The sequence below is a fragment of the Actinomycetes bacterium genome, from assembly GCA_036510875.1.
GTDB lineage: Bacteria > Actinomycetota > Actinomycetes > Prado026 > Prado026 > DATCDE01.
Genome location: DATCDE010000299.1, coordinates 22274 through 47779 on the forward strand (window position 1 = coordinate 22274; position 25506 = coordinate 47779).

A 25506-nucleotide genomic window follows, 5' to 3' on the forward strand; every position below is an offset into this window, starting at 1 on the left:
ATCGAGTCCGGTGAGCGCCATAGGCGCGGGCGAGCACAGTAACGCTCGCGGCGACTCCGCTCGCGGCGCAGTCAGGTGGGGCGGCTGGCGCAGGCCACGCACTGGACCGCCCACGGCAGCGCCTCGAGCCGGCCCTCCGGGATCGGCGCCCCGCAGGTGTCGCAGCGGCCGTAGCTGCCCTCGTCGAGCTTGGCCCTCGCCCGGCGGATCTCGGCCAGCAGCACCACCATCCGGCCGTGCGCGGCGACCAGCGCCAGCCGCTCGACCGCGATCGACGTCCCGTCGCCGACCCGCTTGCCGAAGCCGATGCCGCCGGTGTCCTCCGGCGGCGCCGACAGAGCGGCGACCTCGGCCTCGACCTCGGCCTGCTTGGCCGCGAGGACGGCGGCCACCCCGGTCTCACCGGTGCTCATCGCCCGACCGTAGCGCCCACCTCATCACGCCGTCCCAGCCTTGCCCACCTTGATCACCTTGATCACGTCGGGCGGTCAGCTCAAGCCGCCGGGGGGCAGGCCCCGACGAAGGACACTGATCCTGGACGGCGAGCAGCCCGACACCCGTCCCCGCCGTCCCTGAAGGGCGCACTTCCGCGGCCCCACGCACCGAAGGGACCCTTCATGCAGAAGGGGGGGTCACACCACGTTGTGCTCGGGGCGCTCCTCGGCTCGGCCGAACCGCTCGACGGACAGCGCCGTCACGTCCACCACGGGCGACCTGCTCAGGTACAGGTCCCGCACCACCTCGCCCACAGCCGGTGCCTGCAGGAACCCGTGCCCGGAGAACCCAGTCGCGTACAGGAACCGCCCGACCGACTCCACCGAGCCGACCAGCGCGTTGTGGTCCGGCGTCACCTCGTACAGCCCGGCCCAGCCGGTGCGCACGCCGGCGTCCAGCACCCGCGGCGCCCGCACCGCCGCGGCCGCCGCCAGCAGCTCGAGGAACCGCGGCGACCGGTGCTCGCCGAACCCCGCCGGCTCGTCCGGGTCGCTGATCCCCATGAGCAGCCCCGGTCCCTCCCGGTGGAAGTAGAACGACGACGCGAAGTCGACGGTCATCGGCATCGGCTGCTCCACCCACCCGGGCAGCCCGGCCACCGGTCCGGTCACGGCGATCTCACGCCGGTACGGCTCCACCGGCAGTGAGACGCCGGCCATCGCCGCGACCGGCCCCGACCACGCACCCGCCGCGCACACCACCGTGTCGGTCGCCACCACCCCGCGCGAGGTGCGCACCGCAACGACCTGCGACCCGCGGACGTCGATCCCGGTCACCTCGTGCCCGGTGAGCACGCTGGCCCCTAGCCGCCGGGCCGCGGTCGCGTAGCCGAGCACCACCGACTCGGGCGCGCAGTGGCCGTCGTCCGGCGAGTACGCCGCGGCCAGCAGGTCGGAGGTCTCGATGAGCGGCGACAGCTCCTGCGCCTCGGCGGGCGTGACCAGCCGGGACGGCACCCCGAGCCGGTTCTGCAGCGCCACCGACAGCTCGAACGTCGCGACGTCCTCCCGCCGGGACAGGCAGAACAGGTAGCCCACCCGGTGCAGGTCGATGGCCTGCCCGGGCCGCCGCTCGAAGGCCGCGAACGCGTCCAGTGACCGCTGCCCCAGCCGGACGTTCACCTCGTCGGAGAACTGCGCCCGGACGCCGCCGGCCGCCTTGGACGTCGACCCGCCGGCCAGCTCGCCCTTCTCCAGCAGGACGACGTCGCGCACCCCCGCCTCGGCCAGGTGGAACGCGATCGACGTGCCGATCACGCCCCCGCCCACGATGACGACGGAGGCACGATCGGGCAGGGCGGTGGTCACGCCCCGCACGCTAGCTGGTCGGGGACGGCGCCTGGCTCAGGGTGGCGGTTGCGGTGCTGCTGCCCGACGGCGACGCGGACGGGCTGGCCGTCGGGCTGGCGGTCGGACAGGTCACCGCCGGGTCGGTGGGTGCTGCAGTCGGGGACGACGTCGCCGTCGGGGCAACGGACCGGGGCGGACTGGGAGCACCGACGGCTGCAGGTCAGCCGAGCCGGAAGCCGGGGTCCCAGGGGAGCTCGGCGACGTCCATCTGCGCCTTCTGCAAACGGCCGCTCCAGTCCCAGTTGACCGCTTGCCAACGGGTGAACTGGTCGAGCACCCACACCCCCGACTGCCTGGAGCCGTTCCCGCTGCGGCCATTGCCGCCGAACGGGAGGTGCGCCTCCGCGCCGGACGTCGAGTTGTTGATACTCACCATGCCCGCGCCGATACGCGCCCGGAAAGCCCAGGCGGGTGACATCGCCGTCATGTAGATGGAGCTGGACAGCCCGTACCCGGTGCCGTTGCACAGCTCGATCGCCTCGTCGAGAGTGTCGAACACGCCGAGCCCGACGAGCGGACCGAACGTCTCGGTGTCGTACAGCGCGTCGCCCGGACGGACCCCCTCGACCACGGTGGGGTGCGCGTAGATGCCGGCGTCCGGGTCGCCGACGAAGCCGACCCGCGGGTTGTCCGAGGTGATCCGGCCGACGCCGGTGGAGCCGTGCACAGTGTGGTGCTCGGCGACCAGCTCGAGGTTGCGCAGGTGGTTGTCCAGGTAGCGCTGGCTGATCATCGGGCCGTAGAGGACGTCGCCGGTGGGCTCGCCGAGCACCGCGGACTCGGCGGCGGCCAGGAAGCGGCGCTTGAACTCCTCGTAGACCGGGCGCTGCACCCACACGGTGCCCAGCGAGGTGCAGCGCTGCCCCGCGGTGCCGAACCCGGAGAACAGTGCGCCCTCGACGGCCAGGTCGAGGTCGGCGTCGGCCATCACCACCATGGGGTTCTTGCCGCCCAGCTCGAGGCAGGGGCTCTGCAGGTGCCGACCGGCCAGCTCGCCGATGGCCCGGCCCACTGCGGTCGACCCAGTGAAGCCGATCTTGTCGACCAGCCCGGCGTCCAACGCCCGGGACAGCCCGGTGAACGTGGCCGGGCCGTCGGCCAGCACGGCGGAGAGCACGCCCTCGGGCACGCCGCCCGCCCGGAAGATCTCGGTGAACGCGGCCGCGATCGCCGGCGTGGCCTCGGCCGGCTTCCACACCACGGCGTTGCCGGCCAGCAGCGCGGGCACGAGGTACCAGGACGGAACGGCGAGCGGGAAGTTCGGCGCCGTGATGATGACCGCGACGCCGACCGGCATCCGGTAGGTCATCAGCTGCTTGTCCGGCATCTCGCTGGGCACGGTCTGCCCGTACATCCGGCGGCCCTCGCCGAGGAAGAAGTCGCAGGTGTCGACGACCTCCTGCACCTCGCCCAGCGCCTCGCCGTAGGGCTTGCCGATCTCCCGGGTGACGAGCGCGGCCAGCGCCTCCTTGTTGGCCTCGACCAGCCGGCCGACCTGGGCGATCACCCGGCCGCGGACGGGGGCCGGGATCGCGGCCCAGTCCGGCTGGGCGGCCTTGGCGGAGCGGGCGGCGGCGACGAGGTCGTCGGCGCTGGCGAGCACGACGTCGGCGACGACCTCGTCCAGGTGGGCGGGGTTGCGGGACACGAGGCGGTCGGTTCCAGTCACCCCCCCATGCTTGCAGTTGTCAGGGTGAGGACGACGTAGAGGTCGTCCGTGCCCTGACAAGTGGCCACAGGTGGAACATCTGTGTTCCAATAGGAACATGAGTGACGGCACCCGGCGAACCATCCTGGACACCGCGGCCGCCGTCCTCGGCAGGCACAGCGGCGCCTCGCTGGCCGACATCGCCACCGCCGCCGGTGTCGGGCGCACCACCGTGCACCGCTACTTCGCCACCCGGACCGACCTGCTGCACGCCCTCGCCCTGGACGCCCTCGAGCGGGTCGAGCAGGCCGTCACCGCGGCCCGGCCGAACGCCGACGAGCCGCTGGCCGTGATCGTCGAGCGGGTCGCCACCGGGCTGCTGCCGCTGGCCGACGAGATGCACTTCCTCGGCACCGGCGCGCAGGTGTGGGACCTGCCCGACCTGGTCGAGCGCTGGTACGACGTGAGCCGGCCGCTCGAGGACACCGTCCGGCGGGCCCAGCGCAGCGGCGAGGTGCGCCCCGACCTGCCGGTGGCCTGGGTGGTCGACCTGTTCGTGGCCGCGGTGTTCGCGGCCTCCGACGGCATCGCCGACGGCCGCCTCGCCCGCCGGGACGCCGTCCCGCTGGTGGTCGGCACCCTGCTGGACGGCGTCGGCACGAGCGCCGGCACCGCCGCCCGGAGCCGGTCGTGACCGACACCCTGCCGGCCGTGTCCGGCGCCCCCGCGTCCGGCGCCGAAGCGCCGACCGCCACCCGGCACTGGGCGCCGTTCCTGGCGCTGGAGACGGCGACCTTGCTCTCGGCCGTGGGCAACGGGATCACGCTGGTCGCGCTGCCCTGGCTGGTCCTCGACGTGACCGGCCGGGCCACCGCCGCCGGCCTGGTCAGTGGGGTGGCCGCCGTCCCGCTGCTGCTGGCCGCGCTGTTCTCCGGCACCGTGGTCGACCGGCTCGGCCGCCGCCCCACGGCCATCGCGTCCGACCTGCTCTCCGGGCTCGCCGTCGCCGCGATCCCGGTCGTCGCGGTGGTCGGCCGGCTGAGCCTGGGCTGGCTGCTGCTGCTCGCGGCGCTGGCCGCGCTGTTCCCGCCGTCCGGGGCGACCGCGCGGGCCGCCGTCCTCCCGGAGGCCGGCCGCGCGGCCCGGCTGCCGCTGGAGCGGGCCAACGCCGTCCACGAGGCGGTGTTCGGGGTGGCTTTCCTGGTCGCCCCGGCCGTCGGCGGTGTGCTCATCGCGCTCATCGGCGCGCAGGCCACGCTGTGGGTCCCGGCGGTCGGGTACGCCACCGCCGCGCTGGCCATGCTGCTGCTGCGGGTCGAGGGCGCGGGCCGCGGCCAGCACGCCCACGACCACGAGCCGGCCGGCTGGTGGACCGAGACCCGGGAGGGGCTGCGGTTCGTCTGGCGCGACCCGGCGCTGCGGGCCGTCGCCATCGTGTACACCGCGGTCATCGGGGTGTGGCTGCCGATCGAGGGCGTCGTGCTGCCGGTGCTGTTCCGGGACCAGGGGGAGCCCGCGCGGCTCGGCCTGGTGCTCATGGGGATGAGCGGCGGCGCGGTCGTGGGCGCCCTGCTGTACGGCTGGCGGGGGCACCGGGTGCCGCGCCGCACCGCCGTCCTCATCGCGCTGGTCGGCACCTCCCTGCCGGTGCTTGGCATGGCGCTGCAGCCACCGATCAGCGCGATGGTGGGGCTCGCCTTCGCCAGCGGCGTGCTCTACGGGCCGGTCAACCCGATCGCCAACGTCGTCATGATGGAGCGGTCGCCGAACCGGCTGCGCGGCCGGGTCGTGGGGGTGCTCACCTCGCTGGCGTACGCGGCCGGCCCGGTCGGGCTGCTGGCCACCGGTCCGCTGGTGGACCGCCTCGGCGTCGAGACGACCTTCGTGCTGCTGGCCGTCGCGCTGCTCGCCGTGTGCGTCGCCGCGTTCACACTCGATGGCCTGCGCCACCTCTGACCTGTCCGGGTGCGGACGACGTAGAGCCCGTCCTCACCCTGACAAGTCGTAGGGGAGACTCCTGCCATGAGCTCCGTCACGACGGCCGCCGCCGTGCTCGACGTCCTCGCCCAGGCCGGCGTCACCACCGCGTTCGGGCTGCCCGGCGTGCACAACCTGGCCCTGTGGCAGGCCCAGGACGACGGCCGCCCGCGCATCGTCGGCGTCCGGCACGAGCAGACCACCGGCTACGCCGCGGACGGGCTGGCCAGGGCCACCGGCGGGCTCGGCGTCGCGCTCACCACCACCGGACCGGGCGCCGCCAACGCGGTGGCCGCCTTCGGTGAGGCCGCGGCCTCCCAGTCCCCGCTGCTGCTCATCGCCTCCGACGTGCCGCAGCGGCTGCGCCGGCCCGGCGTCGTCCGCGGGCTGCTGCACGAGAGCCGCGACCAGGCCGCGCTGTTCGAGCCGCTGGCCAAGGCCGTCTACCGGCCGACCACCCCCATCGCCGCGGTCGAGGCGGTGGCCCGCGCCACCGCCCTCGCCATGACCGCCCCACGCGGCCCGGTCTACGTCGGGATCCCCAGCGACGTGCTCTGCGAGCCGATCCCGGACGGCTGGACGCCGCCCGCGCCGCACCCGGCGGCCCCGACCGCCCCCGACCCGGCCGACGTCGACGCCGCCCTGCAGCTGCTCAACGCCGCCGACAGCGTCGTCGTGTGGGCTGGCGGCGGCGCGGTGTCCAGCGGCGCCGCCGAGGCGGTCACCGAGCTGGCCTGGCGGCTCGGCGCCCCGGTGGTCACCACCTTCGGCGCCCGCGGCCTGCTGCCCGCGGGGCACGCGCTGCTCGTCGACGCCCCGCCGCACGAGCCGGATGTCGCCGCGCTGATCGGCTCGGCCGACCTGCTCGTCGTGGTCGGCAGCGACCTCGACGGCATGGACACCCGCAACTGGTCCACCCCGTTCCCGACCCGCACCATCGCGATCAACGTCGACCCCGCGGACGCCGTCAAGAACCATCCGGCGGACGTCGTCATCGCCGCGGACGCCCGGCTGGCCTGCGACGCGCTCGCGGTCCGGCTGCCGCAGCGCACCCCCTGGGCGGACGCCGTCTTCCTCATGGGCCCGACCATCCGCCAGCGGGTCGCCGAGGACCCGCGTACCGCGGACGCCGCCGCGCTGCTCGAGTCGGTCGAAAGTGGCTGGCCGGCCGCAGGCAACGTGGTCTGCGACATGGCCGTGGCCGGCTACTGGGTCGGCGGGTACGCCGCGATGTCCCGGCCCCGCCGGTTGCAGTACCCGGTCGGCTGGGGCACCCTCGGCTACGCCCTGCCCGCCGCGGTCGGCGCCGCGCACGCCGGCGCGCCGGTGCTCGCGATCTGCGGGGACGGCGGCCTGGCGATGGCTCTCGGCGAGCTCGCCACCCTGGTCCAGGAGCGGCTGCCGGTCACCGTCCTCCTCGTGGACGACGGCGGCTACGGGATGCTCCGGTTCGACCAGCGCGCCGCCGCCCGGCAGCAGGGCGTGGACCTGGTCGGCCCGGACTGGGCGGCGCTCGGAGCCGCGTTCGGCCTGTCGGTGGTCACGGTGGGCTCGCCGGGCGAGCCGCTGCGCGCGGCGCTGGCCGAGGCGGCCGCGGCCGGCGGGCCACGGCTGGTCGTGCTGCCTGCCGCGCTGTACCCCCCGCGGACGACGTCCCCGCGCTGGGGCGACACCTGACCGCACCGGTCATCCCGGTAGCCTCCGCTGGTGGTCGAGGCGATCGTTCCGGTGCCGTCGGCGCCGTCGGTGCCCGACCCGCGGCTGCGCACCGGCTACGCGATGGCGGTCTGCGCATCGGTGCTGTTCGCCGTCAACGGCTCGGTCTCGAAGGTCATGCTGCTCGGTGGGATGCCGGCTCAGCGGCTCACCGAGCTGCGGTCGGCCGGTGCGTTCGTCGGCCTGCTCGTGCTGCTCGCGCTGACCCGGCCACGCAGCCTGAAGGTGACCGCCCGCGAGCTGCCCATGCTGGCGCTGTTCGGGGTGGCCGGCTTCGCGCTGGTGCAGTGGCTGTACTTCGTGGCCATCGTGCGGCTGCCGGTGGCCATAGCGCTGCTGCTGGAGTACACCGCCCCGCTGCTCGTCGCGCTGTGGGTCCGGTTCGTGGGCCGGGAGCCGGTCCGCCGCCGGCTGTGGGTCGGGCTGGCGCTGGCGCTGCTCGGTCTGGCACTCGTGGCCGAGGTCTGGGGCGGGGTGCAGCTGGACGGCCTGGGCGTGCTGGCCGCCCTCGGAGCCGCCGTCTCGCTGGCGGTCTACTTCGTCGTCGGGGAGCACTCGGTGTCCTCACGCGATCCTCTGTCGCTGACCTGCTACGCGTTCGGGTTCTCGACTCTGCTGTGGACGCTCGTCCAGCCCTGGTGGACCTTCCCCTGGTCCCTGCTGGGCACCGACGTGTCGATGCTCGGCAACCTGGCCGACGTCCACCTGCCGATGTGGACGCTGGCGATCTGGCTGGTAGCGCTCGGCACCATCGTGCCGTTCAGCCTGATCATCGGCTCGCTGCGGCACCTGCGCGCCACCCAGGCCGGCATCGTCGGCATGACCGAGCCGGTGGTCGCCACCCTGGTCGCGTTCGTCTGGCTGGCCGAGGCACTGGGCCCGGCCCAGCTCCTCGGCGGCGCCGTGGTGCTGTTCGGCGTCGTCCTGGCCGAGACCGCCCGCCCCGCGCCCGTCGACTTGTCCGACGGCTAGGCGCCGGCGCACGGTACGGACGACGCCAGCCCAGAGCCACGTTGGCGGCGGCCAGCCCAGCGAACCAGATCGTGTACGCCACCGTGACCAGCCACGCCGGACCACCGTGGTCCGCGCCGGTGAGGTGCCACACCACCGCCAGGACGACGTAGCTCACCGGAAGGGTCGGCAGCGAGACCGGCCAGGGTCAGGAGGAACGTCACAGCCTCCGTCGGGCGGAACCCAGCGACCCGGCCGTGCGGCCCCATCCAGCTGACCGTGAGCACGGCAACGACGGCCACCTAGGGGTCGCGCGGTCAGCCGGCCAGGCCGGCCCAGACGAGCACCGCGAGCACGATCCACCAGCCGGCCCACACGATGAGGTCGCCGTTGGAGTGCACCACGAGGTCCAGCGCCCGGCCGGCCGACCCCTCGCCCAGCGTCCGCCGCCGGTGGTTCAGCCGGGTCAGCGCGGCACTGATGACGACCACCGCCGTCACGATCCCGGTGCACCAGATGCACAGCGCACCGATGCGAAACGCCGTCTGGTACATGAACCACGAGGCGAAGCCGAGGAAGAAGACGGCCAGCCCCCACAGCGTGAGCAGGTAGGAGCGGCTGGCCCGGCTGCCGAGCACCCCAGCCAGCCCGCCGGAGGCGAGCAGCGCGAACAGGACCGCACCGACGAGGGCGTTCGGCGGCCCCAGCACCGACGACTGCCACGCGGTGAGCACGCTGCTGCAGGACACCACCGAGTTGATGTCGCAGGACAGCACGGTCGACGGCTGGTCGCTGATCGCGATCTTCTCGACGATCTGGATGCCGGTGAAGACGACGCCGGCCAGCCCGGCCACCAGGACGGCGGCCCACCAGCCGCGGCCACCGCTGGTGGGCGGGGCCTCCGGCTCGGGCGCGGCGGCGCGCCCGGACTGGGGCGTGCGGGACACAACGGCCACGACGACCACCTCCGTGTGACCAGACTCGACGACGCAGCCCGCGAACCCAACGGGGAAGAGGTCCCGAATCCCCTTCCCTTCCTCCCCACGTCCGCAGCCAGTACGGCACCAGGTGGGTACTCGCGGGGCACAAGCTGAGTGCGCCGGCTCGGGTGTGGGCGGTCGCCAACGAGCCGACCGGCCCATTCCGTCCCGCGATGTCTGCTGGCTCGAGCAGCCCCTCCGCGGCCCGACCGGCCGGCAGCCAGCGCAAGTTCCTGCCGTTGCCGTACTGGTTTGGGGTGGACGGTCCCTTCGGTGCGTGCATCCGACGTTCCAGGACCTTCATCCGGGGTCGTGGTCTGCCACGTCCGCGGCAAGCACACGGTGCCCGGCACCACGCCCACCCTGGTGGGGGGACGTCGCGACGGCTCGCTGATCTTCGACCCGGGGCGCGACGGCACGGCTGCTTCGGGCTGGTTGGAGAACTCGCGCTACACCAGCGACCGGTCGGCCCGCACCCGGAAGTGGCCGTACCCGGCGTTCGTCGAGGTGTCCCTGCAGTGCCCGGACGACCCGCCTGCTCCGACCGCGTCACCGATCGCCGTCGCGTCCATGCCGCCGTACGCCGTGCTGGACCCCCGCGCGTCAACCCCGCCGAAGACCTGGTGCTTCAGCGACACGACCCCCTGGGCGGACTGTCCCGTCTGCCCGTTCGGGACCTTCATGAAGGGCGCACTTGTGCGGCCATGCGCACAGAAGGGACCCTTCATGCAGAAAGGGGGTGGCGCGTGGACGACGGTCGGCACGACGCCTACGCGGTGACCCGGCACGCCCTGCACGGGGTCGCCGAGCTGCTGCTGGCCGGGCCCCAGCACCGGCGCAGCGGGACCATCCGGCTGCGGGTCACGCCCGGCGGCTTCGGCACCGTCGCGGAGCCCGAGCTGCGGGTCGAGGGCCTCGACCTGGTCTCGCCCCGGAGCCGGGTCGCCATGGACGGCGTCACCTACGCCGACCTCGGTGCCGCCCTGGGCCTGGCCGCCGGCGCCCCGCAGGACCTCTACTCCGACGGCTCGGGCGCGGCGCTCGCTGACGTCGTCCGGCTCGACCCCGACGCGACCCGCGCGCTGGCCACGGCCCTGGCCACCGGCGACGCCGCCCTGCACCGGCTCGATCCGACCCAGCCGCCGGTGCTGTGGCCGGAGCACTTCGACGTCGGCATCTCCCTCGACGAGGTCAACTACGGCGTCTCCTCCGGCGACGGGTACCTGCCCGAGCCGTACGCCTACGTCGGGCCGTGGCGGCCACGCACCGGCGGCTTCTGGAGCGCGCCGTTCGGTGCCGCTCGGCCGCTCGCCGAGCTCGGCCAGAACGACGCCGACGCCGTCCTGGCCTTCTTCCACGAGGGACGCCGCCGCGCCGCGGAAGCGACCTGACCGAGACCCGGGCGCCGCAGGCAGGAAGGGTGGGTTGTTGCGGCAGTGCGCGCAGAAGGGACCCTTCCCGCGGGAAGGAGTGCGAGGGTGAGCAGATGAACGCCGAGCAGCAGCGGATGACCACCGTCGGGCACCCCGAGCACGGCCTGGAGTACGCCGGCCCCTGGTACACCTGGGGCCCGTACCTGTCCGAGCGGGCGTGGGGCACCGTCCGCGAGGACTACAGCGCCGACGGCAACGCCTGGGACTTCTTCCCGCACGACCACGCCCGCTCCCGCGCCTACCGCTGGAACGAGGACGGCCTGGCCGGGCTGAGCACCCTGCACCAGGACGTCTGCCTCTCGCTCGCGCTGTGGAACGGCCGCGACCCGATCCTCAAGGAGCGGCCGTTCGGCCTGACCGGCCCCGAGGGCAACCACGGTGAGGACGTCAAGGAGTACTGGTGGTACCTCGACGCCACGCCCAGCCACTCCTACCTGCGCTGGCGCCACCACTACCCGCAGGCCCGCTACCCCTACGAGCAGCTGGTCGAGGGCAGCGCCGCGCGAACCCGCCACGACCCCGAGCTCGAGCTGCTCGACACCGGGGTGTTCGACGACGACCGCTACTGGGTGGTCGAGGTCAGCTACGCCAAGCAGACCCCCACCGACCTGGCCATGCTGGTCAGCATCACCAACGCTGGGCCGGACGCCGACACCCTGCACGTGCTGCCGACGCTGTGGTTCCGCAACACCTGGGACTGGGGCGACCAGCACCCGAAACCGAAGCTGCGCCTGGACAACGGCGACCTGCTGGCCGAGCACGAGCGGGCCGGGGTGTACCGGCTGGCTGCCTCCGCAGGCCCCGGCGGCACGGCCCCCCAGCCACTGTTCTGCGACAACGAGACCAACACCGCGCGCCTGTTCGGGCAGCCGTCGTCCACCCGCTACCCCAAGGACGGCATCAACGACCACGTCGTCTGCGGCGCACCGACCGTGAACCCGAGCCAGACCGGCACCAAGGCGGCCTGGTGGTACCAGGTCACGGTCGAGCCGGGCCAGACCGTGCAGCTGCGGCTGCGGCTGTACTCGCCCACCGCCGGTGCCGAGCCGGACGCCGGCTGGGCCGGCGCGCCGTTCGACGCCACGCTGGCCGCGCGCTCCGCCGAGGCCGAGGAGTTCTACGCCGGGCTGACTCCGTCCGGCACCTCCCCCGCCGAGGCGCTGGTGCTGCGGCAGGCGTTCGCCGGGATGATCTGGGGCAAGCAGTTCTACCGGTACGACGTCCGGCGGTGGCTGGACGGCGACCCCGGCGAGCCACCGCCCCCCGAGGGTCACCGGACCGGCCGCAACAGCCACTGGCGGCACGTGGACGCCGCCGACATCCTGTCCATGCCGGACGCGTGGGAGTACCCGTGGTTCGCTGCCTGGGACCTCGCCTTCCACACGGTGGTGCTGGCCCACGTCGACCCGGCGTTCGCCAAGTACCAGCTGCTGCTGCTGTGCCGCGAGTGGTTCATGCACCCCAACGGCGCGCTGCCGTCCTACGAGTGGTCCTTCGACGACGTCAACCCGCCCGTGCACGCCTGGGCCGCGCTGAAGGTGTTCGACATCGACGGCCGGCGGGACTTCGAGTTCCTCGAGCGGGTGTTCCAGAAGCTGCTGCTCAACTTCACCTGGTGGGTGAACCGGGTCGACCCCGACGGCAACAACGTGTTCGAGGGCGGCTTCCTGGGCCTGGACAACATCGGACCGGTGGACCGCTCACACCTGCCGCCCGGCTGCCGCCTCGACCAGACCGACGGTACCGCGTGGATGGCCTTCTACTCCCTCAGCATGCTGAACATCGCCCTGCTGCTCGCCGAGCACGATGAGGCCTACGAGGACATCGCCACCAAGTTCTTCGAGCACTTCGCGATGATCACCGACGGGATGGCGGCCAACGGGCTGTGGGACCCGGCCGACGGGTTCTTCTACGACCAGCTGATGCTGCCGGACGGCAACCGGGTGCCGCTGCGGGTCAAGTCGCTCGTCGGGGTGATCCCGGTCCTCGGCGCCCTGGCCATCGGGCTGGCCACCACCATCCCGGCGCACCGGCTGCGCAAACGGTTCGCCGACTTCGTGGCCCGGCGCGGTCTCGGTGAGGCCGACCTGGACCACTGCGGATTCGTCACCCACATCCCCAGCCAGGAGCGCCTCATGCTGTCCGTCGTCGACCCGCCGCGGCTGCGCCGGGTGCTGGCCGAGGTGCTGGACGAGCAGGGGATGCTGTCGCCGCACGGGATCCGGTCACTGTCCCGGCACCACCTGGCCGAGCCGTTCCGGGTGGACGTCGACGGCATGGACTTCGCCATCAGCTACGAGCCGGCCGAGTCGACCACCGCCATGTACGGCGGCAACTCCAACTGGCGGGGGCCGGTCTGGATGCCGGTGAACTACCTGGTCATCGAGGCGCTGGACCGCTACGGCCGCTACCTGGGGGACACCTTCACGGTGGAGTTCCCCACCGGCTCAGGGCGTCAGCTGACGCTCTCGGAGGTCACCGCGGAGCTCCGCGAGCGGCTGATCTCGATCTTCCTGCCCGGTCCGGACGGTCGCCGGCCGCTGTTCGGCGGGGTGGAGCGGTTCCAGACCGACCCGCGCTGGAACGACGCGGTGCTGTTCCCGGAGTACTTCAACGGGGACGACGGCGCCGGGCTGGGCGCCACCCACCAGACCGGCTGGACCGGCCTGGTCGCCGACCTGATCCTGCGGCAGCGCCGCACGCCGTGACCCCTGGCGCCCGATGGCGGAACGCCGGGCCGGGCGCCCGCGTCCTAGCAACGTGACCGCCGTCCGTCGCACCACACTCGTCAGCGGCCTGCTCGTGGCCGGCGTCCTGCTCGCGGCCTGCGGCAGCCAGCAGGCTGGTGACGGCACCGGCAGCGCGAGACCGAGCGCGACGACCCAGCTCACCGTCACCGCGCGGATGGCACCGACCGCGGCCGCCCAGACCTGGACCCTCACCTGCGACCCGGCCGGCGGCAGCCATCCGGACCCGACCGCGGCGTGCGCCGAGCTGGCCGCAGCGACCGACCCGTTCAGCCCCACCCCGGCGGACCGCGCCTGCACGATGATCTACGGCGGTGCGCAGACCGCGACCATCACCGGCACCTACCGCGGCCGCGCAGTCGACGCTAGCTACCAGCGCTCCAACGGCTGCGAGATCGCCCGCTGGGACGCGATCGCCACCGTCCTGGTCATCCCCGGCGGCGCCTGAACAGCGCCACCTCGGCGACGTCCGCGGCGACCATCGCGGGGATCGCCAGGGCGCCCAGCGCCCAGCCGGTCGACGACGGCCAGGACTGACCGAGCAGCCGGGCCAGCGGCCCGAACCCGAGGAAGACCACCAGCAGCACCAGCTCCACGGCGACCGCCCGCAGCAGCAGCCGGTTGGCCCGCAGGCTCTTGCCCAGCACCCAGCGGCTCTCGCTGCGGCAGGCGAACGCGTTGGCCAGCTGGTCCAGCACGACGGCCGCGAACGCGGTGCCCGACGCCACAGCCAGCAGCCCGGCGGACGGTTCCACGCCCCAGGCCCAGCCGCCCAGCCGCAGGATGACCGTGAACCCGACCATCTCGACGATCGCCTCGGCCGGCCCGAGGAAGCCGACCACCCGGCTCAGGGTGCGCCGGTCCTGCAGCACGGTGCTGCGCATCGGCCCCTCCATGGTGCGCGGGTCGGGCGGCTCGGCACCCAGCGCCAGTGCGGGCAGCAGGTCGGTGCCGAGGTCCAGCGCCAGCACCTGCAGCACGCCGAGCGCCAGTGGGAACTGCCCGCCGGACAGCGCCCACACCACGAACGGCGTCGGTTCGGCCACGTTGTCGGTGAGGTGGTAGGTCAGGAACCGCCGCACGTTGGTGACGGTGGCCCGGCCCAGCTCGACGGCGCCGACCATGGTGGCCAGGTGGTCGTCGAGCAGCACCAGGTCGGCGGCCTCCCGGGCCACGTCGGTGCCGCCGAGGCCCATGGCCACCCCGATGTCCGCCTCGCGCAGAGCCGGCCCGTCGTTGACGCCGTCCCCGGTCATCGCGACGACGTGGCCGCGGGCCTGCAGCGCCTGGGCGATCCGCAGCTTGTCCTCGGGGGAGACCCGCGCCACGACGACGCCGTCCCGGTCGAGCAGCTCGCCGAGAGCGTCGAGGCCCGTCGGCAGCTCGCGACCCTCGACGACCAGCCGGTCCCCCACCACCAGGCCGACCTCGGCGGCGATGGCCAGGGCGGTGAGCGGGTGGTCCCCGGTCACCATGGCCACCCGGATGCCGGCCGCCCGCAGGTCCGCCACCGCCTGCGCCGCACCCTCGCGCGGCGGGTCCTCCAAGGCGACCAGCCCGAGCAGGGTCAGCCCCGTCTCGACCGCCACCGCCGAGCCGTCGCCGTCCGGCCCGGCCGGCCCGCCGGGCAGCGCCCGCCGCGCGACCGCGATCACCCGCAGCCCCCGGGTGGCCATCTCGGTGGCGGCGGACAGCGCCTCGGCCGGCGGGTCGGCGCAGGCCCGCAGCACCGACTCGACCGAGCCCTTCACGGGCAGGGCAGCAGCGGTCGCCGCGGACACTTGGCGCCGCTGCGGGTCGAACGGCCAGCGCCGCAGCACCTCGACGGGCGCCGCGGTCAGCGGCCCGACGCCGGACGGGTGGCCGTCCTGCAGCCGCAGCACGAGCACGTGCGGCGCCGCCTCCATCGAGTCGCCCCGGGCCCGCCAGCCACCGTCGTCGGTCGGCTCGACGTACCCGGTCGACGCGATCAGCCCCGAGGTCGCGAGCGTCCGGACAGCGTCCCAGGCCGGCGACCCGTCCACCCCCAGCGGCTCGGGCCGGTAGCCGCTGCCGGGGATCTGGACCGCCCCCTGCGGCGTCCACACCGCGACCACGCTCATCTCGTTGCGGGTCAGGGTGCCGGTCTTGTCGGTGCACACGAACGTGGTGGCGCCGAGCGTCTCGACCGCATCGAGACGCCGCACCAGGGCGTTGCGCTCGGCCATGGACGACGCCGCCCTGGCCAGGGACAGCGTCACGGTGGGCAGCAGGCCCTCCGGGACCAGCGCGACGGTCACCCCGACGGCGAACGGGAACCCGTCCCGGGCCGGCGTTCCCAGGGCCGGCGCCAGGCCGAAGAACGGCAGCCCGACCCCGAGGGCGACGAACGCGACGACCGTCACCACCCGGTTGAGGGAGCGCGTGAGCGGGCTCACCGGCGGGGGGGCCTCCCGCACCACCTTGGCGATGTCGGCCAGCCGGGTGCTCCCGGCCACGCGACCACCTCGGCCGTGGCCTCGCCCTGCACCATGAAGGTGCCGGCGTGCACCGCGCCACCCACCGTGGGCCGCACCGGGACGCTCTCGCCGGTGAGCATGGACTCGTCGACGGCCACGTCGGCGACCTCACGCATCACCAGGTCGGCACTCACCCGGTCCCCGGCCGCGAGCAGCACGAGGTCACCGACCACCAGGCCGGTCGCGGGCACGACCACCCGCACCCCGTCGCGGACCACCGTCGCCTCCAGCGGCAGCAGGTCCCGCAGCCGGGCGGTGGCCCGGTCGGCCCGGTACTCCTGGGCGAACGAGAACAGCCCGTTGAGCACCACCACGACCGCGATCGCCACGGCCAGCTGCGGCAGCCCGGCGATCAGGGCCAGGGCCGCAGCCACCCAGAGCATCGCCGCGAAGAAGTGGGTGAACTGCTTCAGCAGCATCACCCAGGGCGACGGCTCCGGCGGGGACGGCAGTGCGTTGGGGCCGTCCCGGCGCAGCCGGTCGGCGGCCTCGGCAGCGGACAGCCCCGCGGATGCCAGGACCGTCACGCGCCACCTGCGGTCCTACTCCCGGCCACCGTTCGGCTGCGGAGGAAGGGCGCAAGGACCCGGCGCTCCCTAGAGTGGGCGCATGCACCGGCAGCCGGTGGTCTTCGAGGTCAACACCCGGGTGTGGCTGGGCGAGGTCTCCACCCGCCTCGGCGCGCCGGTGCGCCTGGACACCGTGCCGGACGTCGAGTGGGACGCCCTGCTGCCCCCGGGCGTCGACGTGGTCTGGCTCATGGGGGTGTGGGAGCGCAGCCCGTTCGGCCGGGCGGTCGCCCTGGACGACCCGTCGCTGCGCGCGTCCTGGGACGACGCGCTGCCCGGCTGGTCCGACGCCGACGTCCTCGGCTCGCCGTACTGCGTGCACCGCTACGCCGTCGACCCGGCGCTGGGCGGCGACATCGGGCTGACCACCGCGCGGATCAAGCTGCTGGCCCGCGGGATCGGCCTGTGGCTCGACCTGGTGCCCAACCACGTGGCCCCGGACCACCCCTGGGTGACCGAGCACCCGGAGGCGTTCGTCCGGGGTACCCCGGAGGACCTCGCCCGCGACCCGGTCGGCTTCCTCGCCGTCGGGGACACCGTGGTGGCTAGGGGCCGGGACCCGTACTTCCCGCCGTGGCCGGACGTCGTCCAGCTGGACGCGTTCTCGGCGGCGGCCCGGCGGCTGACCGTCGACACGCTCAAGACGATCGCCGAGCGCGCGGACGGCGTGCGCTGCGACATGGCCATGCTGCTGCTGGACGACGTGTTCGCCCGCACCTGGGGACAGCGGGACCGGTCCCCGATGGCGCAGGAGTTCTGGGCCGAGGTGATCGCCTCGGTGCGGGTCGACCACCCGCAGTTCACGCTGGTGGCCGAGGCCTACTGGGACCGCGAGCCGGATCTGCTCCGGCTGGGTTTCGACGCCTGCTACGACAAGCGGCTGTACGACCGGCTGGCCGGGCAGGACCTGGACGGCGTGCGCGCGCACCTCGGCGCCGCCGCCTCCTACCAGGAGCAGACCGTGCGGTTCCTGGAGAACCATGACGAGCCGCGGGCGGCGGCGACGTTCCCGCCGGCCGAGCGGCAGCGGGCCTGCTCGGTGGTGCTGGCCACGCTGCCCGGGACGACGCTGTGGCACGACGGCCAGCTGGACGGGCGGCGGGTGCGGCTGCCGGTGTTCCTGGCCCGGCGCCCGGCGGAGCGGCTCGACCCGGGGCTCCGGCAGTTCCACGAGGCGCTGCTCGCGGCGGCACCGTCGGTGCGGCTGGACGGCGGCGAGTGGGCGCTGTGCGCGATGGAGGGCTGGCCCGGCAACGACGGGGACCGCCGGCTGCTGGCCTGGACCTGGACCGCGGGGGCGCGGCGCTCACTCGTGGTGGTCAACCTGTCCGAGCGGACGGCGTCCGCGCACGTGCGGCTGCCGTGGCCGGACCTCGCGGGTCGGACCGTCGTGCTGTCCGACGTCCTCGACGGGCAGGTGTTCGAGCGCTCGGGTGACGACCTGGACGGGTTCGGCCTCTACGTGGAGCTGCCCGCCTGGGGCCACCACGTGCTCCTGTCGAAGCTGTCAGGGTGAGGACGAGCGATCGTTCGCCCTCACCCTGACAAGTCTCAGTTGCGGGTCGGACTACAGCGTCTTCGTGGCCAGGTACCAGTCCTTGAGCTGCAGGCTGGTGTCGACCAGCCGGGCGTCCAGCTGCTCCTGGGTCCGCGGGGCGCCGACGACGACCTCGTCGCCGGGGGTCCAGTTCGCGGGGCAGGAGACGCCGTTGGCGTCGGAGGTCTGCAGGCCGTCGACCAGGCGCAGGATCTCCGGGATCATCCGGCCGACGTTCATCGGGTAGTACACCATCGCGCGGACGACCTGCTTGTCGTCGATGACGAACACGGCGCGGACCGCCTCCGTGCTGTTGGTCCGAGGGTGGATCATCCCGTACGCCTTGGCGACCGACATGTCGAGGTCGGCGATGATCGGGAACGGGATCTTGACGCCCTGCTTCTCCTCGATGGCGTGCACCCAGGCCAGGTGGCTGAACACCGAGTCCACCGAGTTGCCGATCAGCTGCACGTTGCGCTTGGCGAACTCGTCGGCGAGCTGGGCGAAGCCGATGAACTCGGTGGTGCACACCGGGGTGAAGTCCGCCGGGTGGCTGAACAGCACGACCCACTTGCCGGCGAAGTCGCTCAGGCTGACCATGCCGTGCGTGGTCACGGCGGTGAACTGGGGGGCCGGGTCGCCGATCAGCGGCAGGGTCACGGGGGCGGTGGGGGTGTCCTCGGACACGGTGGATCTCCTCCTCGATAAGTGGGTCAGATGGCGCCGTCGGAAGACGATTCGTCGTCGGTCCAACCTGTTGGCGCAGCAGGGGATTCCCCGGCAGGCGTGTCGTAGGCCGCACGGAGCAGCGCCTCGATCTCGGCCACCATGGGCATCCTCGGGTTGGTGCGGGTACAGACATCGCCGAACGCCGCGGCCACCAGATCCGGCAGCGCCGCCTCGAACTCGGCCTCGTCCACGCCCGCTTCCTTCAGCGTACGCGGTAGCCCCACCTCCATGATCAGCCGGTCCACCGCGTCGAACAGCCGCTGGCGACGGCACTCCTCGTCCCTGCCGCCGAAGACGATGTAGCCGATCTGCGCGTACTTCTCCGGGGCGACGTAGCTGGAGTAGCCCGGGGCCGGCATGAACTTGGTGGGCAGCGACGCGTTGTACCGCAGCACGTGCGGCAGCAGGATCGCGTTCGCCCGGCCGTGCGGGATGTGGAAGCGTGCGCCCACCGCATGCGCCATCGCGTGGTTCACCCCGAGGAAGGCGTTCGAGAACGCCAGCCCGGCCAAGGTGGCCGCGTTGGCCATCCCGGTGCGGGCGGCGATGTTCGAGCCGTCCTCGACCGCCTTGGGCAGCCACTCGAAGATCATCCGGACCGCCTGCATGCAGAACGCGTCCGTGTACGGCGAGGAGAAGATGGACACCGCGCCCTCGAGCGCGTGGGTCAGGGCGTCCAGCCCGGTGTCTGCGGTGGGACCCGCCGGCAGGCTGAGCGTGAGCAGCGGGTCGACGATGGCGATGTCCGGCACCAGGCAGTAGTCGATCATCGTGGCCTTGCGGCCGTTGACGGTGAGCACCGCCCCCGGCGAGACCTCCGAGCCGGTCCCGGCGGTGGTCGGGATCGCGACCAGCCGGACGGCGTGCTCGTCGGCCGGGTACTGCGCCACCCGCTTGCGCGGATCGAGGAACGGCAAGGTGAGCTCGGTGAGGCTCAGCTCGGGGTGCTCGTAGAACAGCCGCATCGCCTTGGCGGCGTCCAGCACCGAACCGCCGCCGACCGCGACGATCAGGTCGGGGTCGAACTCGCGGATCACGTCGACGCCGGCCCGGACCGTCGCCTCGGACGGCTCCGGCTCGACCGCGGTGAACACGGTGATGAACGGCGTGCCCAGGCGCTCGCGGACCTGGTCGACGACTCCGGCCTGCTCGAGCACGTGGTCGCTGACCACGACGGCCCGCTGCACCGGGACGTCCCGCAGGTTCTCCAGCGCCCCCACGTTGAAGTACGTCGTCGAGGGGACCCGGAACCACTGGGGTGGCGTCTTGCGCCGAGACACCGTCTTGATGTTGAGCAGCTGCTCGTAGTTGACGTTCTCGGTGGTGAACGAGCCGCCCCACGTGCCGCAGCCCAGCGAGAAGGTCGGTGCCAGCGAGTTGTAGACCCCGCCGAGCGCCCCCACGGCGGTTGGCGCGTTGACCAGGATCCGGCCGGTGCGCACCGCCAGCGCGTAGCGGTCGATCACGCCCTGGTCGTTGGCGTAGATCGAGCAGGTGTGGCCCAGCCCGCCGTGCTCGATGACCAGCACCGCGCAGTCGATCGCGTGCTGCTCGCTCTCGGCTCGGACGACGCCGAGCACCGGCATGAGCTTCTCCTGCCGGAAGGTGTGCGCCTCGAGCGCGGCCAGGTCCGACGGCAGCGGCGCCAGGAGCACCTTGGTGTGCGGCGGCACGTCGAGCCCGGCCCGCCTCGCCAGCTCCGGCGCCGGTTGGCCCAGCGCCCCGAGGTTGACCTTGTCGCAGCCACCGAAGGCGAACTCGGCCAGCCGCTCGGACTCGTCCTCGCCGAGCAGGTAGGCGCCCATCCGCTGGAACTCGTCGAGCACCTCGTCGTAGACCGCGTCATCGATGATGATCGTCTGCTCGGCCGGGCAGATCACCGAGGCGTCGAAGGTCTTGGAGATCAGCACGTCGACGACCACGCCCTTGAGGTCGGCGGTGCGGTGCACGTAGCACGGCGCGTTGCCCGGCCCGACCGACAGGCACGGCTTGCCGGCCGAGTTGGCCAGCTTGACGATGCGCGGTCCGCCCGTCGTCCACAGGAAGTCGATGTCGGGGTGCTTGAACAGGTAGTGCGTCACCTCGTGCTCGGGGTCGGGGATCACCTGCAGCGCGCCGGGCGGCAGCCCCGCGGCCTCCCCCGCCGCGGCGAGCACCTCGACCACCCGGCGGGCGCACCCGGTGGCGATCGGGTGGGCCCGGAACACGATCGCGTTGCGCGTCTTGGCCGCGCAGATCGCCTTGAACAGCACGGTGGAGGTCGGGTTGGTGATCGGGGTGATCGCCATGATCACGCCCATCGGCTCGGCCACGTGGGTGATGTCCCGCACCGGGTCCTCGTCGATGATCCCGACGGTCTTCTTGCCCCGCAGGTAGTCGTAGAGGAACTCGGTGGCGACGAAGTTCTTCACCACCTTGTCCTCGAACACGCCGAACCCGGTCTCGGCGACCGCCAGCTGGGCCAGCTCGACCGCGGCGTCCAGCCCGGCGCGCACCATCGCGGTCACGATGGCGTCGACCTGCTGCTGGTCCAGGGCACGGAACTGGTCGGCGGCCCGCTTCGCCAGGGCGACCTGCTCGTCGATGCGCGCCCGGCGCTCCTCGTCGATGATCAACGGTCGGTCGGTGACAGTCATGGGGGTGACCCCTCCCGTTGGGTTCCGTTTGGTCCCACTGAACCCGCGGCGCGCCCACCGGCGGCAGGGCCGGAGGTCACTTGCCCCCTCCCGCTGCCGTTGCGAAACACGAGGGGTCCGGACTCTCAGCGTCCTCCCAGGAACTTCCCAGACACTGGTGCCCGCGGCAACCGTCCAGGATCGAAGGGGGCACCAGTGGCCGAGCCCACCCGGGTGCTCGTCGTCGACGACGAACCCAACATCACCGAGCTGGTGTCGACCGTGCTCGGCTACGAGGGCTTCGAGGTTCGCGTGGCCGGCACCGGACGGGAGGCCCTCACCGCCGTGGACGCGTTCCACCCGCACCTGGTGGTCCTCGACGTCATGCTGCCGGACCTCGACGGCTTCGAGGTGGCCCGGCGGCTGCACAACGGCAGCGGCTCGCGGGTTCCGGTGCTCTTCCTCACCGCCAGGGACGCCGTGGAGGACAAGGTCCGCGGCCTGACCCTCGGCGGCGACGACTACGTGACCAAGCCGTTCAGCCTGGCCGAGCTGGTGGCCCGGGTGCACGCCGTGCTGCGCCGGGCCGGGGTGGACGGGGACGCTGCCGCGCTGCTCACCTTCGCCGACCTGCAGATGGACGAGGACACCCGCGAGGTCCGCCGGGCCGGCCGCCCGATCGAGCTGACCCCCACCGAGTACCGGCTGCTGCGCTACCTGCTGGTCAACCCGCGACGGGTGCTCACCCGCGCGCAGATCCTCGACCACGTCTGGGACTACGGCTTCGGCGGCGACGCGGGCGTCCTGGAGACCTACGTCAGCTACCTGCGCAAGAAGCTGGACCCGCTCGGCCCGCCGCTCATCCACACCGTCCGGGGGGTCGGCTACTCGATGCGGCTGCCCAAGGGGGAACGGTAGCCGTGTCCCTGCGGTCGCGGCTGGTCGTCGGCCTGGTGGCGCTGAGCGCCATCGGGCTGTTCGTCGCCGCGGTGGCCACCTACGGCTTGGTCGGGAAGTTCCTCGTGGGCCGCACCGACCAGCAGCTGGTGGACGCCCGCGGCCCGATGCTGCGCACGCTGACCGGGGAGATCTTGGGCGCCGAGACCGGCACCGGCCGGCCGATCAACCGCACGCTGCTCCCCCAGGCGTACGGCGAGATCCGGGTCGACGGCCAGGTCATCGCCGTCCAGCAGTCCACCACGCTGGCCGGTGACCAGGCCGCCGCACCGGCGCTCGACCCGCTGCCCGCCCGGCGGCTGTCCACCGTCGGCTCGGTCGGCGGCGGCGAGCCGCGCTACCGGGTGCTGGTCGAGCCGCTGGGTGCCGGCCGCACCCTGGTGGTGGCGCTGCCGCTCACCGACATCCAGCAGACGTTGGCCCGGCTGGCCCGCATCGAGCTGTTCGTGGCGCTGGCCGTGCTCACCGCCCTGGCCGGGCTGGGCTGGTGGGTCGTCCGGCTCGGGCTGGCCCCGCTGTACCGGATGGAGGCCACCGCCGACGCGATCGCGGACGGCGACCTCACCCGGCGGGTCGACACACCCGACCCGCGGACCGAGGTCGGCCGGCTCGGCCTGGCCCTGAACACCATGCTCGGCCGGATCGAGACGGCGTTCGCGGAGAAGTCCGCCTCCGAGGAGCGGATGCGCCGGTTCCTGGCCGACGCCTCGCACGAGCTGCGGACGCCGCTCACCTCGATCCGCGGCTACTCGGAGCTGTTCCGGCGCGGCGCGGACACCCGCCCGGACGACCTGGCCCGGGCCATGAGCCGGATCGAGAGCGAGTCCGAGCGGATGGGCGTGCTGGTCGAAGAGCTGCTCACCCTGGCCCGGCTGGACGAGGGACGCATCGCGGAACGGGCACCGGTCGACCTGGCCGCGCTCGCCGCCCAGGCCGCCGGCGACCTCAGTGTCGCCGAGCCGGGGCGCCCGGTCACCGTGGCCGCCCCGGCCCCGGTCGTGGTGGACGGCGACGAGCACCAGCTGCGCCAGGTGCTCGGCAACCTGCTGGCCAACGCCCGGGTACACACCCCGGCGGGCACGCCGGTCGTGGTGCGGGTCGGGACGGACGGCGCGAGCGACACCGCCAGCGGCGCTGGTGCGGCCGGAACCGCCGTCCTCGAGGTCGCTGACCGCGGCCCCGGCATCCCGGCGGAGGACCAGCCGCGCGTCTTCGAGCGCTTCTACCGGGTCGACCCGGCCCGGACCCGGGCCAGCGGCGGCGTCGGACTCGGCCTGGCCATCGTCGAGTCGGTCTGCACCGCGCACGGGGGCACCGTCACGGCGCAGGAGAACCCCGGCGGAGGAGCGCTGTTCCGGGTCCGGCTGCCCCTGTCCAAGACGCCGGAGGACGGCCGGCCCTCCCAGCGGACTCCCAGCGCGGACCCACAGACGTCCCAGCCCCGACCGGCACCCTCGACGTCATAGGTGGGCCGTCCGGCTCGCCGCTGACCGAGCCGAACGAGGAGAACCCGATGCCCACATCCACCCGCCGCTCACTGGCCGCCTGGGCCGCCGCCGGAGTCCTGGGGACGGCGGTCGCCGCCGGCGCCGTCGTCTCCGCCGCGGGGGCGGCGTCCGCAGCCGGCACCTCGGGCACGACCACCAGCCCGACGGTGCCGACCGCGACCACCCAGCACCGACCGTGGGGCGCGCTGCGGCACGCCGGGATCCACGGCGAGTTCACCGTGAAGAACAAGTCCGGCAACTTCGTCGTCCTCGACACCCAGCGCGGCACGGTGACCGGCACCACGGGCAGCACGCTGACGGTCAGGAGCCCTGACGGCTTCACCGCGACCTACACCGTCGACTCCACCACCAAGATCCGCAAGGACCGCGCGCCGGCCAGCCTCACCGACATCAAGGTCGGGGACACCGTCGGCGTGGTCGGCGTCAAGAGCGGTGGCACGGTGACCGCGAAGGCCATCCGGGACGGCGTCCCCCAGCGCCAGGAGTCCGCGGCCCCGTCCAGCACCGCACCCGGCGCCGCCTGACCCCTTGCCTGAAGGGTCCCTTCTGGGCGCCCCACCGCAGAAACCGCGCCGTCATGGACGGCGACGTCCCCGCCGCCCCGCGATGAAGGGCGCTCGGCTGCGGCCCCAAGGCACCGGAGGGACCCTTCAGCCGGGAGGGGTGCAGTCGGCGGAGCGGTACTCGTCGGTCAGCCGCGGGTAGACGGTGCGCCAGTAGCGCTCCGCCAGCGCCCGCGCCTCGTCCGGGGTGGCCCCGAGCAGCTGAGCGGTGCGCGCATCCTGGTGGACCGCCGCGCACTCGGCCGCCGACTCCACGGTGAGCCCCGCCATGTGCATGGCCTCGTGCGTCAGCACGTGGACGGCGATCACCTGCTGCTCGCTGGGGCTGCGGTGGTCCGAGCGCAGGTACGCGCTCAGGTCGTTGCACTGGTCCCGCTTGATCAAGGTGGCGTGCCCGGGAGTGCCGTTCGCCCCCCAGCGCACGAAGCCCAGCTCGTTGCCGGCGTCCACCATGGACTGCCCGAACGACTGGCAGTGCACGGTGGTCGGGACGCCGGCCAGGGCGGTGGTCACGGCCCCCAACCGGTGCTCCAGCCGGATCCGCAGCACGCCGGGCGTGGCCAGGGCGACCGCCCCGAGGGCCAGCACCGCCACGCTCGCCACCGGGAACGGGCGGCTGCGCCCGAGCGTGTCCACCCGGGTCAGCGCCCACCGGACGCCGACCACGACCGCCAGCAGCGCGGCGATCAGGGCGCCCCAGGTCAGCACCGAGGGGTTATCGGCGCGCCACCGTTCCGGATGAAGGGGGTGGGGTCAGTAGGGGCGGACGGCGCCGACGTAGGGCATCGAGTACAGGCCGGACACCACCACCCCGACACCCGGGTTGGCCGCCTCGACGATGCGGCCACCACCGATGTACATGCCCACGTGCTGCGACGGCGAGTAGTAGAAGACCAGGTCGCCCGGCTGCAGCTGGCTGGCCGGGATCTGCCGACCGGCACCCCACTGCGCCCCGGAGAAGTGCGGCAGGTAGATGCCCACACTGCGGTAGGCGGACATCGTCAGCCCCGAGCAGTCGAACGCGGACGGGCCCGCAGCGCCGAAGACGTAGGAGTGCCCGACCTGCGACAGCGCCCAAGCGGCGGCCCGCGCGCCCAGGCTGGAGTCCCCGCTGACCGCCACCGGGGTGTAGGTCGGGGTGTAGGCCGAGGTGTAGGTCGGGGTGGACCGCGCGTACGAACGGCTCACCGTCGCGGTGTAGGCGGCCCTCGCCGCAGCCGCCGCGGCCGCCGCG

The 25506-nt window shown here is 73.5% G+C and carries 22 protein-coding genes; 11 read left to right on the forward strand and 11 right to left on the reverse strand.

Going from position 1 to position 25506, the window contains the following annotated elements; genetic code table 11:
- Positions 1 to 71 precede the first annotated feature (71 nt).
- From VIM19_17315 to VIM19_17325, 3 genes are all read right to left on the reverse strand, one after another.
- Positions 72 to 413, reverse strand: a complete 342-nt coding sequence (locus VIM19_17315) for a TraR/DksA C4-type zinc finger protein (protein ID HEY5186615.1) — start codon at positions 411 to 413, stop codon at positions 72 to 74.
- A 219-nt stretch (positions 414 to 632) separates the two neighbouring features.
- On the reverse strand, positions 633 to 1790 hold the full coding sequence (locus VIM19_17320) for an FAD-binding oxidoreductase (protein ID HEY5186616.1): 1158 nt from the start codon (positions 1788 to 1790) through the stop codon (positions 633 to 635).
- A gap of 214 nt (positions 1791 to 2004) precedes the next feature.
- Complete coding sequence (locus VIM19_17325; GenBank protein HEY5186617.1) at positions 2005 to 3513, reverse strand: aldehyde dehydrogenase family protein; 1509 nt, start codon at positions 3511 to 3513, stop codon at positions 2005 to 2007.
- A gap of 97 nt (positions 3514 to 3610) precedes the next feature.
- Here VIM19_17325 and VIM19_17330 point away from each other — a divergent pair, with 97 nt between their 5' ends.
- The 4 genes from VIM19_17330 (at position 3611) to VIM19_17345 (ending at position 8157) form a co-directional block, all read left to right on the forward strand.
- Entirely contained in the window at positions 3611 to 4186 is a 576-nt protein-coding gene (locus VIM19_17330) for a TetR/AcrR family transcriptional regulator (GenBank protein ID HEY5186618.1), read from the forward strand.
- Entirely contained in the window at positions 4183 to 5448 is a 1266-nt protein-coding gene (locus tag VIM19_17335; GenBank protein HEY5186619.1) for an MFS transporter, read from the forward strand. Before VIM19_17330 ends, VIM19_17335 begins: the two co-directional genes overlap by 4 nt.
- Before the next feature lie 66 nt (positions 5449 to 5514).
- Positions 5515 to 7146: a thiamine pyrophosphate-binding protein gene (locus VIM19_17340; protein ID HEY5186620.1), complete on the forward strand. Its 1632-nt coding sequence runs from the start codon at positions 5515 to 5517 to the stop codon at positions 7144 to 7146.
- Positions 7147 to 7176: 30 nt separating this feature from the next.
- Positions 7177 to 8157 carry an EamA family transporter gene (locus VIM19_17345; protein ID HEY5186621.1) on the forward strand — a complete coding sequence of 327 codons (981 nt, stop codon included), beginning with the start codon at positions 7177 to 7179 and terminating at the stop codon, positions 8155 to 8157.
- 296 nt (positions 8158 to 8453) lie between these two features.
- On the opposite strand, the gene VIM19_17350 is transcribed toward VIM19_17345, so the two are convergent.
- Entirely contained in the window at positions 8454 to 9092 is a 639-nt protein-coding gene (locus tag VIM19_17350) for a vitamin K epoxide reductase family protein (protein HEY5186622.1), read from the reverse strand.
- 473 nt (positions 9093 to 9565) lie between these two features.
- The gene (locus VIM19_17355; protein ID HEY5186623.1) at positions 9566 to 9799 is read right to left on the reverse strand and encodes a hypothetical protein; all 234 of its coding nucleotides are present in this window, start codon (positions 9797 to 9799) and stop codon (positions 9566 to 9568) included.
- Between the two features lie 63 nt (positions 9800 to 9862).
- Between VIM19_17355 and VIM19_17360 the strand changes: the two genes are divergently transcribed.
- The 3 genes from VIM19_17360 to VIM19_17370 all read left to right on the forward strand — a co-directional run bounded on the left by VIM19_17360 (position 9863) and on the right by VIM19_17370 (position 13744).
- Positions 9863 to 10507 carry a hypothetical protein gene (locus tag VIM19_17360; GenBank protein ID HEY5186624.1) on the forward strand — a complete coding sequence of 215 codons (645 nt, stop codon included), beginning with the start codon at positions 9863 to 9865 and terminating at the stop codon, positions 10505 to 10507.
- Positions 10508 to 10602: 95 nt separating this feature from the next.
- On the forward strand, positions 10603 to 13257 hold the full coding sequence (locus VIM19_17365; GenBank protein HEY5186625.1) for a glucosidase: 2655 nt from the start codon (positions 10603 to 10605) through the stop codon (positions 13255 to 13257).
- A gap of 52 nt (positions 13258 to 13309) precedes the next feature.
- Positions 13310 to 13744 (forward strand): SSI family serine proteinase inhibitor, encoded by a 435-nt coding sequence (locus VIM19_17370; protein ID HEY5186626.1) that lies wholly within the window; start codon positions 13310 to 13312, stop codon positions 13742 to 13744.
- Here VIM19_17370 and VIM19_17375 read toward each other — a convergent pair.
- Both VIM19_17375 and VIM19_17380 read right to left on the reverse strand, forming a co-directional pair.
- Positions 13725 to 15773, reverse strand: a complete 2049-nt coding sequence (locus VIM19_17375; protein ID HEY5186627.1) for an HAD-IC family P-type ATPase — start codon at positions 15771 to 15773, stop codon at positions 13725 to 13727. The two genes, VIM19_17370 and VIM19_17375, sit on opposite strands and share 20 nt — an antisense overlap.
- On the reverse strand, positions 15710 to 16321 hold the full coding sequence (locus VIM19_17380) for a cation-transporting P-type ATPase (protein HEY5186628.1): 612 nt from the start codon (positions 16319 to 16321) through the stop codon (positions 15710 to 15712). The genes VIM19_17375 and VIM19_17380 overlap by 64 nt, the downstream gene beginning before the upstream one ends.
- A gap of 82 nt (positions 16322 to 16403) precedes the next feature.
- Here VIM19_17380 and VIM19_17385 point away from each other — a divergent pair, with 82 nt between their 5' ends.
- The gene (locus VIM19_17385; protein HEY5186629.1) at positions 16404 to 17879 is read left to right on the forward strand and encodes an alpha-amylase; all 1476 of its coding nucleotides are present in this window, start codon (positions 16404 to 16406) and stop codon (positions 17877 to 17879) included.
- A gap of 51 nt (positions 17880 to 17930) precedes the next feature.
- Here VIM19_17385 and VIM19_17390 read toward each other — a convergent pair whose 3' ends face one another.
- Together VIM19_17390 and adhE are read right to left on the reverse strand one after the other, a co-directional pair.
- Complete coding sequence (locus VIM19_17390) at positions 17931 to 18587, reverse strand: peroxiredoxin (GenBank protein HEY5186630.1); 657 nt, start codon at positions 18585 to 18587, stop codon at positions 17931 to 17933.
- A 26-nt stretch (positions 18588 to 18613) separates the two neighbouring features.
- Positions 18614 to 21265, reverse strand: coding sequence for a bifunctional acetaldehyde-CoA/alcohol dehydrogenase (gene adhE, locus VIM19_17395; protein ID HEY5186631.1), 2652 nt, complete (start codon positions 21263 to 21265; stop codon positions 18614 to 18616).
- 195 nt (positions 21266 to 21460) lie between these two features.
- On the opposite strand from adhE, the gene VIM19_17400 reads away from it, so the two are divergent.
- The 3 genes from VIM19_17400 to VIM19_17410 are packed head-to-tail and all read left to right on the forward strand — an operon-like array spanning position 21461 to position 24233.
- Positions 21461 to 22162 carry a response regulator transcription factor gene (locus VIM19_17400; protein ID HEY5186632.1) on the forward strand — a complete coding sequence of 234 codons (702 nt, stop codon included), beginning with the start codon at positions 21461 to 21463 and terminating at the stop codon, positions 22160 to 22162.
- 2 nt (positions 22163 to 22164) lie between these two features.
- Positions 22165 to 23667, forward strand: coding sequence for a HAMP domain-containing sensor histidine kinase (locus VIM19_17405; protein ID HEY5186633.1), 1503 nt, complete (start codon positions 22165 to 22167; stop codon positions 23665 to 23667).
- Between the two features lie 47 nt (positions 23668 to 23714).
- Positions 23715 to 24233, forward strand: coding sequence for a DUF5666 domain-containing protein (locus tag VIM19_17410; protein ID HEY5186634.1), 519 nt, complete (start codon positions 23715 to 23717; stop codon positions 24231 to 24233).
- A 126-nt stretch (positions 24234 to 24359) separates the two neighbouring features.
- Here VIM19_17410 and VIM19_17415 read toward each other — a convergent pair whose 3' ends face one another.
- Together VIM19_17415 and VIM19_17420 are read right to left on the reverse strand one after the other, a co-directional pair.
- Entirely contained in the window at positions 24360 to 24980 is a 621-nt protein-coding gene (locus VIM19_17415; GenBank protein ID HEY5186635.1) for a hypothetical protein, read from the reverse strand.
- Positions 24981 to 25025: 45 nt separating this feature from the next.
- A partial coding sequence (locus tag VIM19_17420) for a C40 family peptidase (protein ID HEY5186636.1) occupies positions 25026 to 25506 on the reverse strand: 481 nt, incomplete at its 5' end.

What these genes read in the sequence shown, in the direction of transcription:
- VIM19_17315 (HEY5186615.1), bottom strand. Translation starts at nt 413, where the DNA reads ATGAGCACCGGTGAGACCGGGGTGGCCGCCGTCCTCGCGGCCAAGCAG.
- VIM19_17330 (HEY5186618.1), top strand. Translation starts at nt 3,611, where the DNA reads ATGAGTGACGGCACCCGGCGAACCATCCTGGACACCGCGGCCGCCGTC.
- VIM19_17340 (HEY5186620.1), top strand. Translation starts at nt 5,515, where the DNA reads ATGAGCTCCGTCACGACGGCCGCCGCCGTGCTCGACGTCCTCGCCCAG.
- VIM19_17355 (HEY5186623.1), bottom strand. Translation starts at nt 9,799, where the DNA reads ATGAAGGTCCCGAACGGGCAGACGGGACAGTCCGCCCAGGGGGTCGTG.
- VIM19_17365 (HEY5186625.1), top strand. Translation starts at nt 10,603, where the DNA reads ATGAACGCCGAGCAGCAGCGGATGACCACCGTCGGGCACCCCGAGCAC.
- VIM19_17385 (HEY5186629.1), top strand. Translation starts at nt 16,404, where the DNA reads ATGCACCGGCAGCCGGTGGTCTTCGAGGTCAACACCCGGGTGTGGCTG.
- adhE (HEY5186631.1), bottom strand. Translation starts at nt 21,265, where the DNA reads ATGACTGTCACCGACCGACCGTTGATCATCGACGAGGAGCGCCGGGCG.
- VIM19_17410 (HEY5186634.1), top strand. Translation starts at nt 23,715, where the DNA reads ATGCCCACATCCACCCGCCGCTCACTGGCCGCCTGGGCCGCCGCCGGA.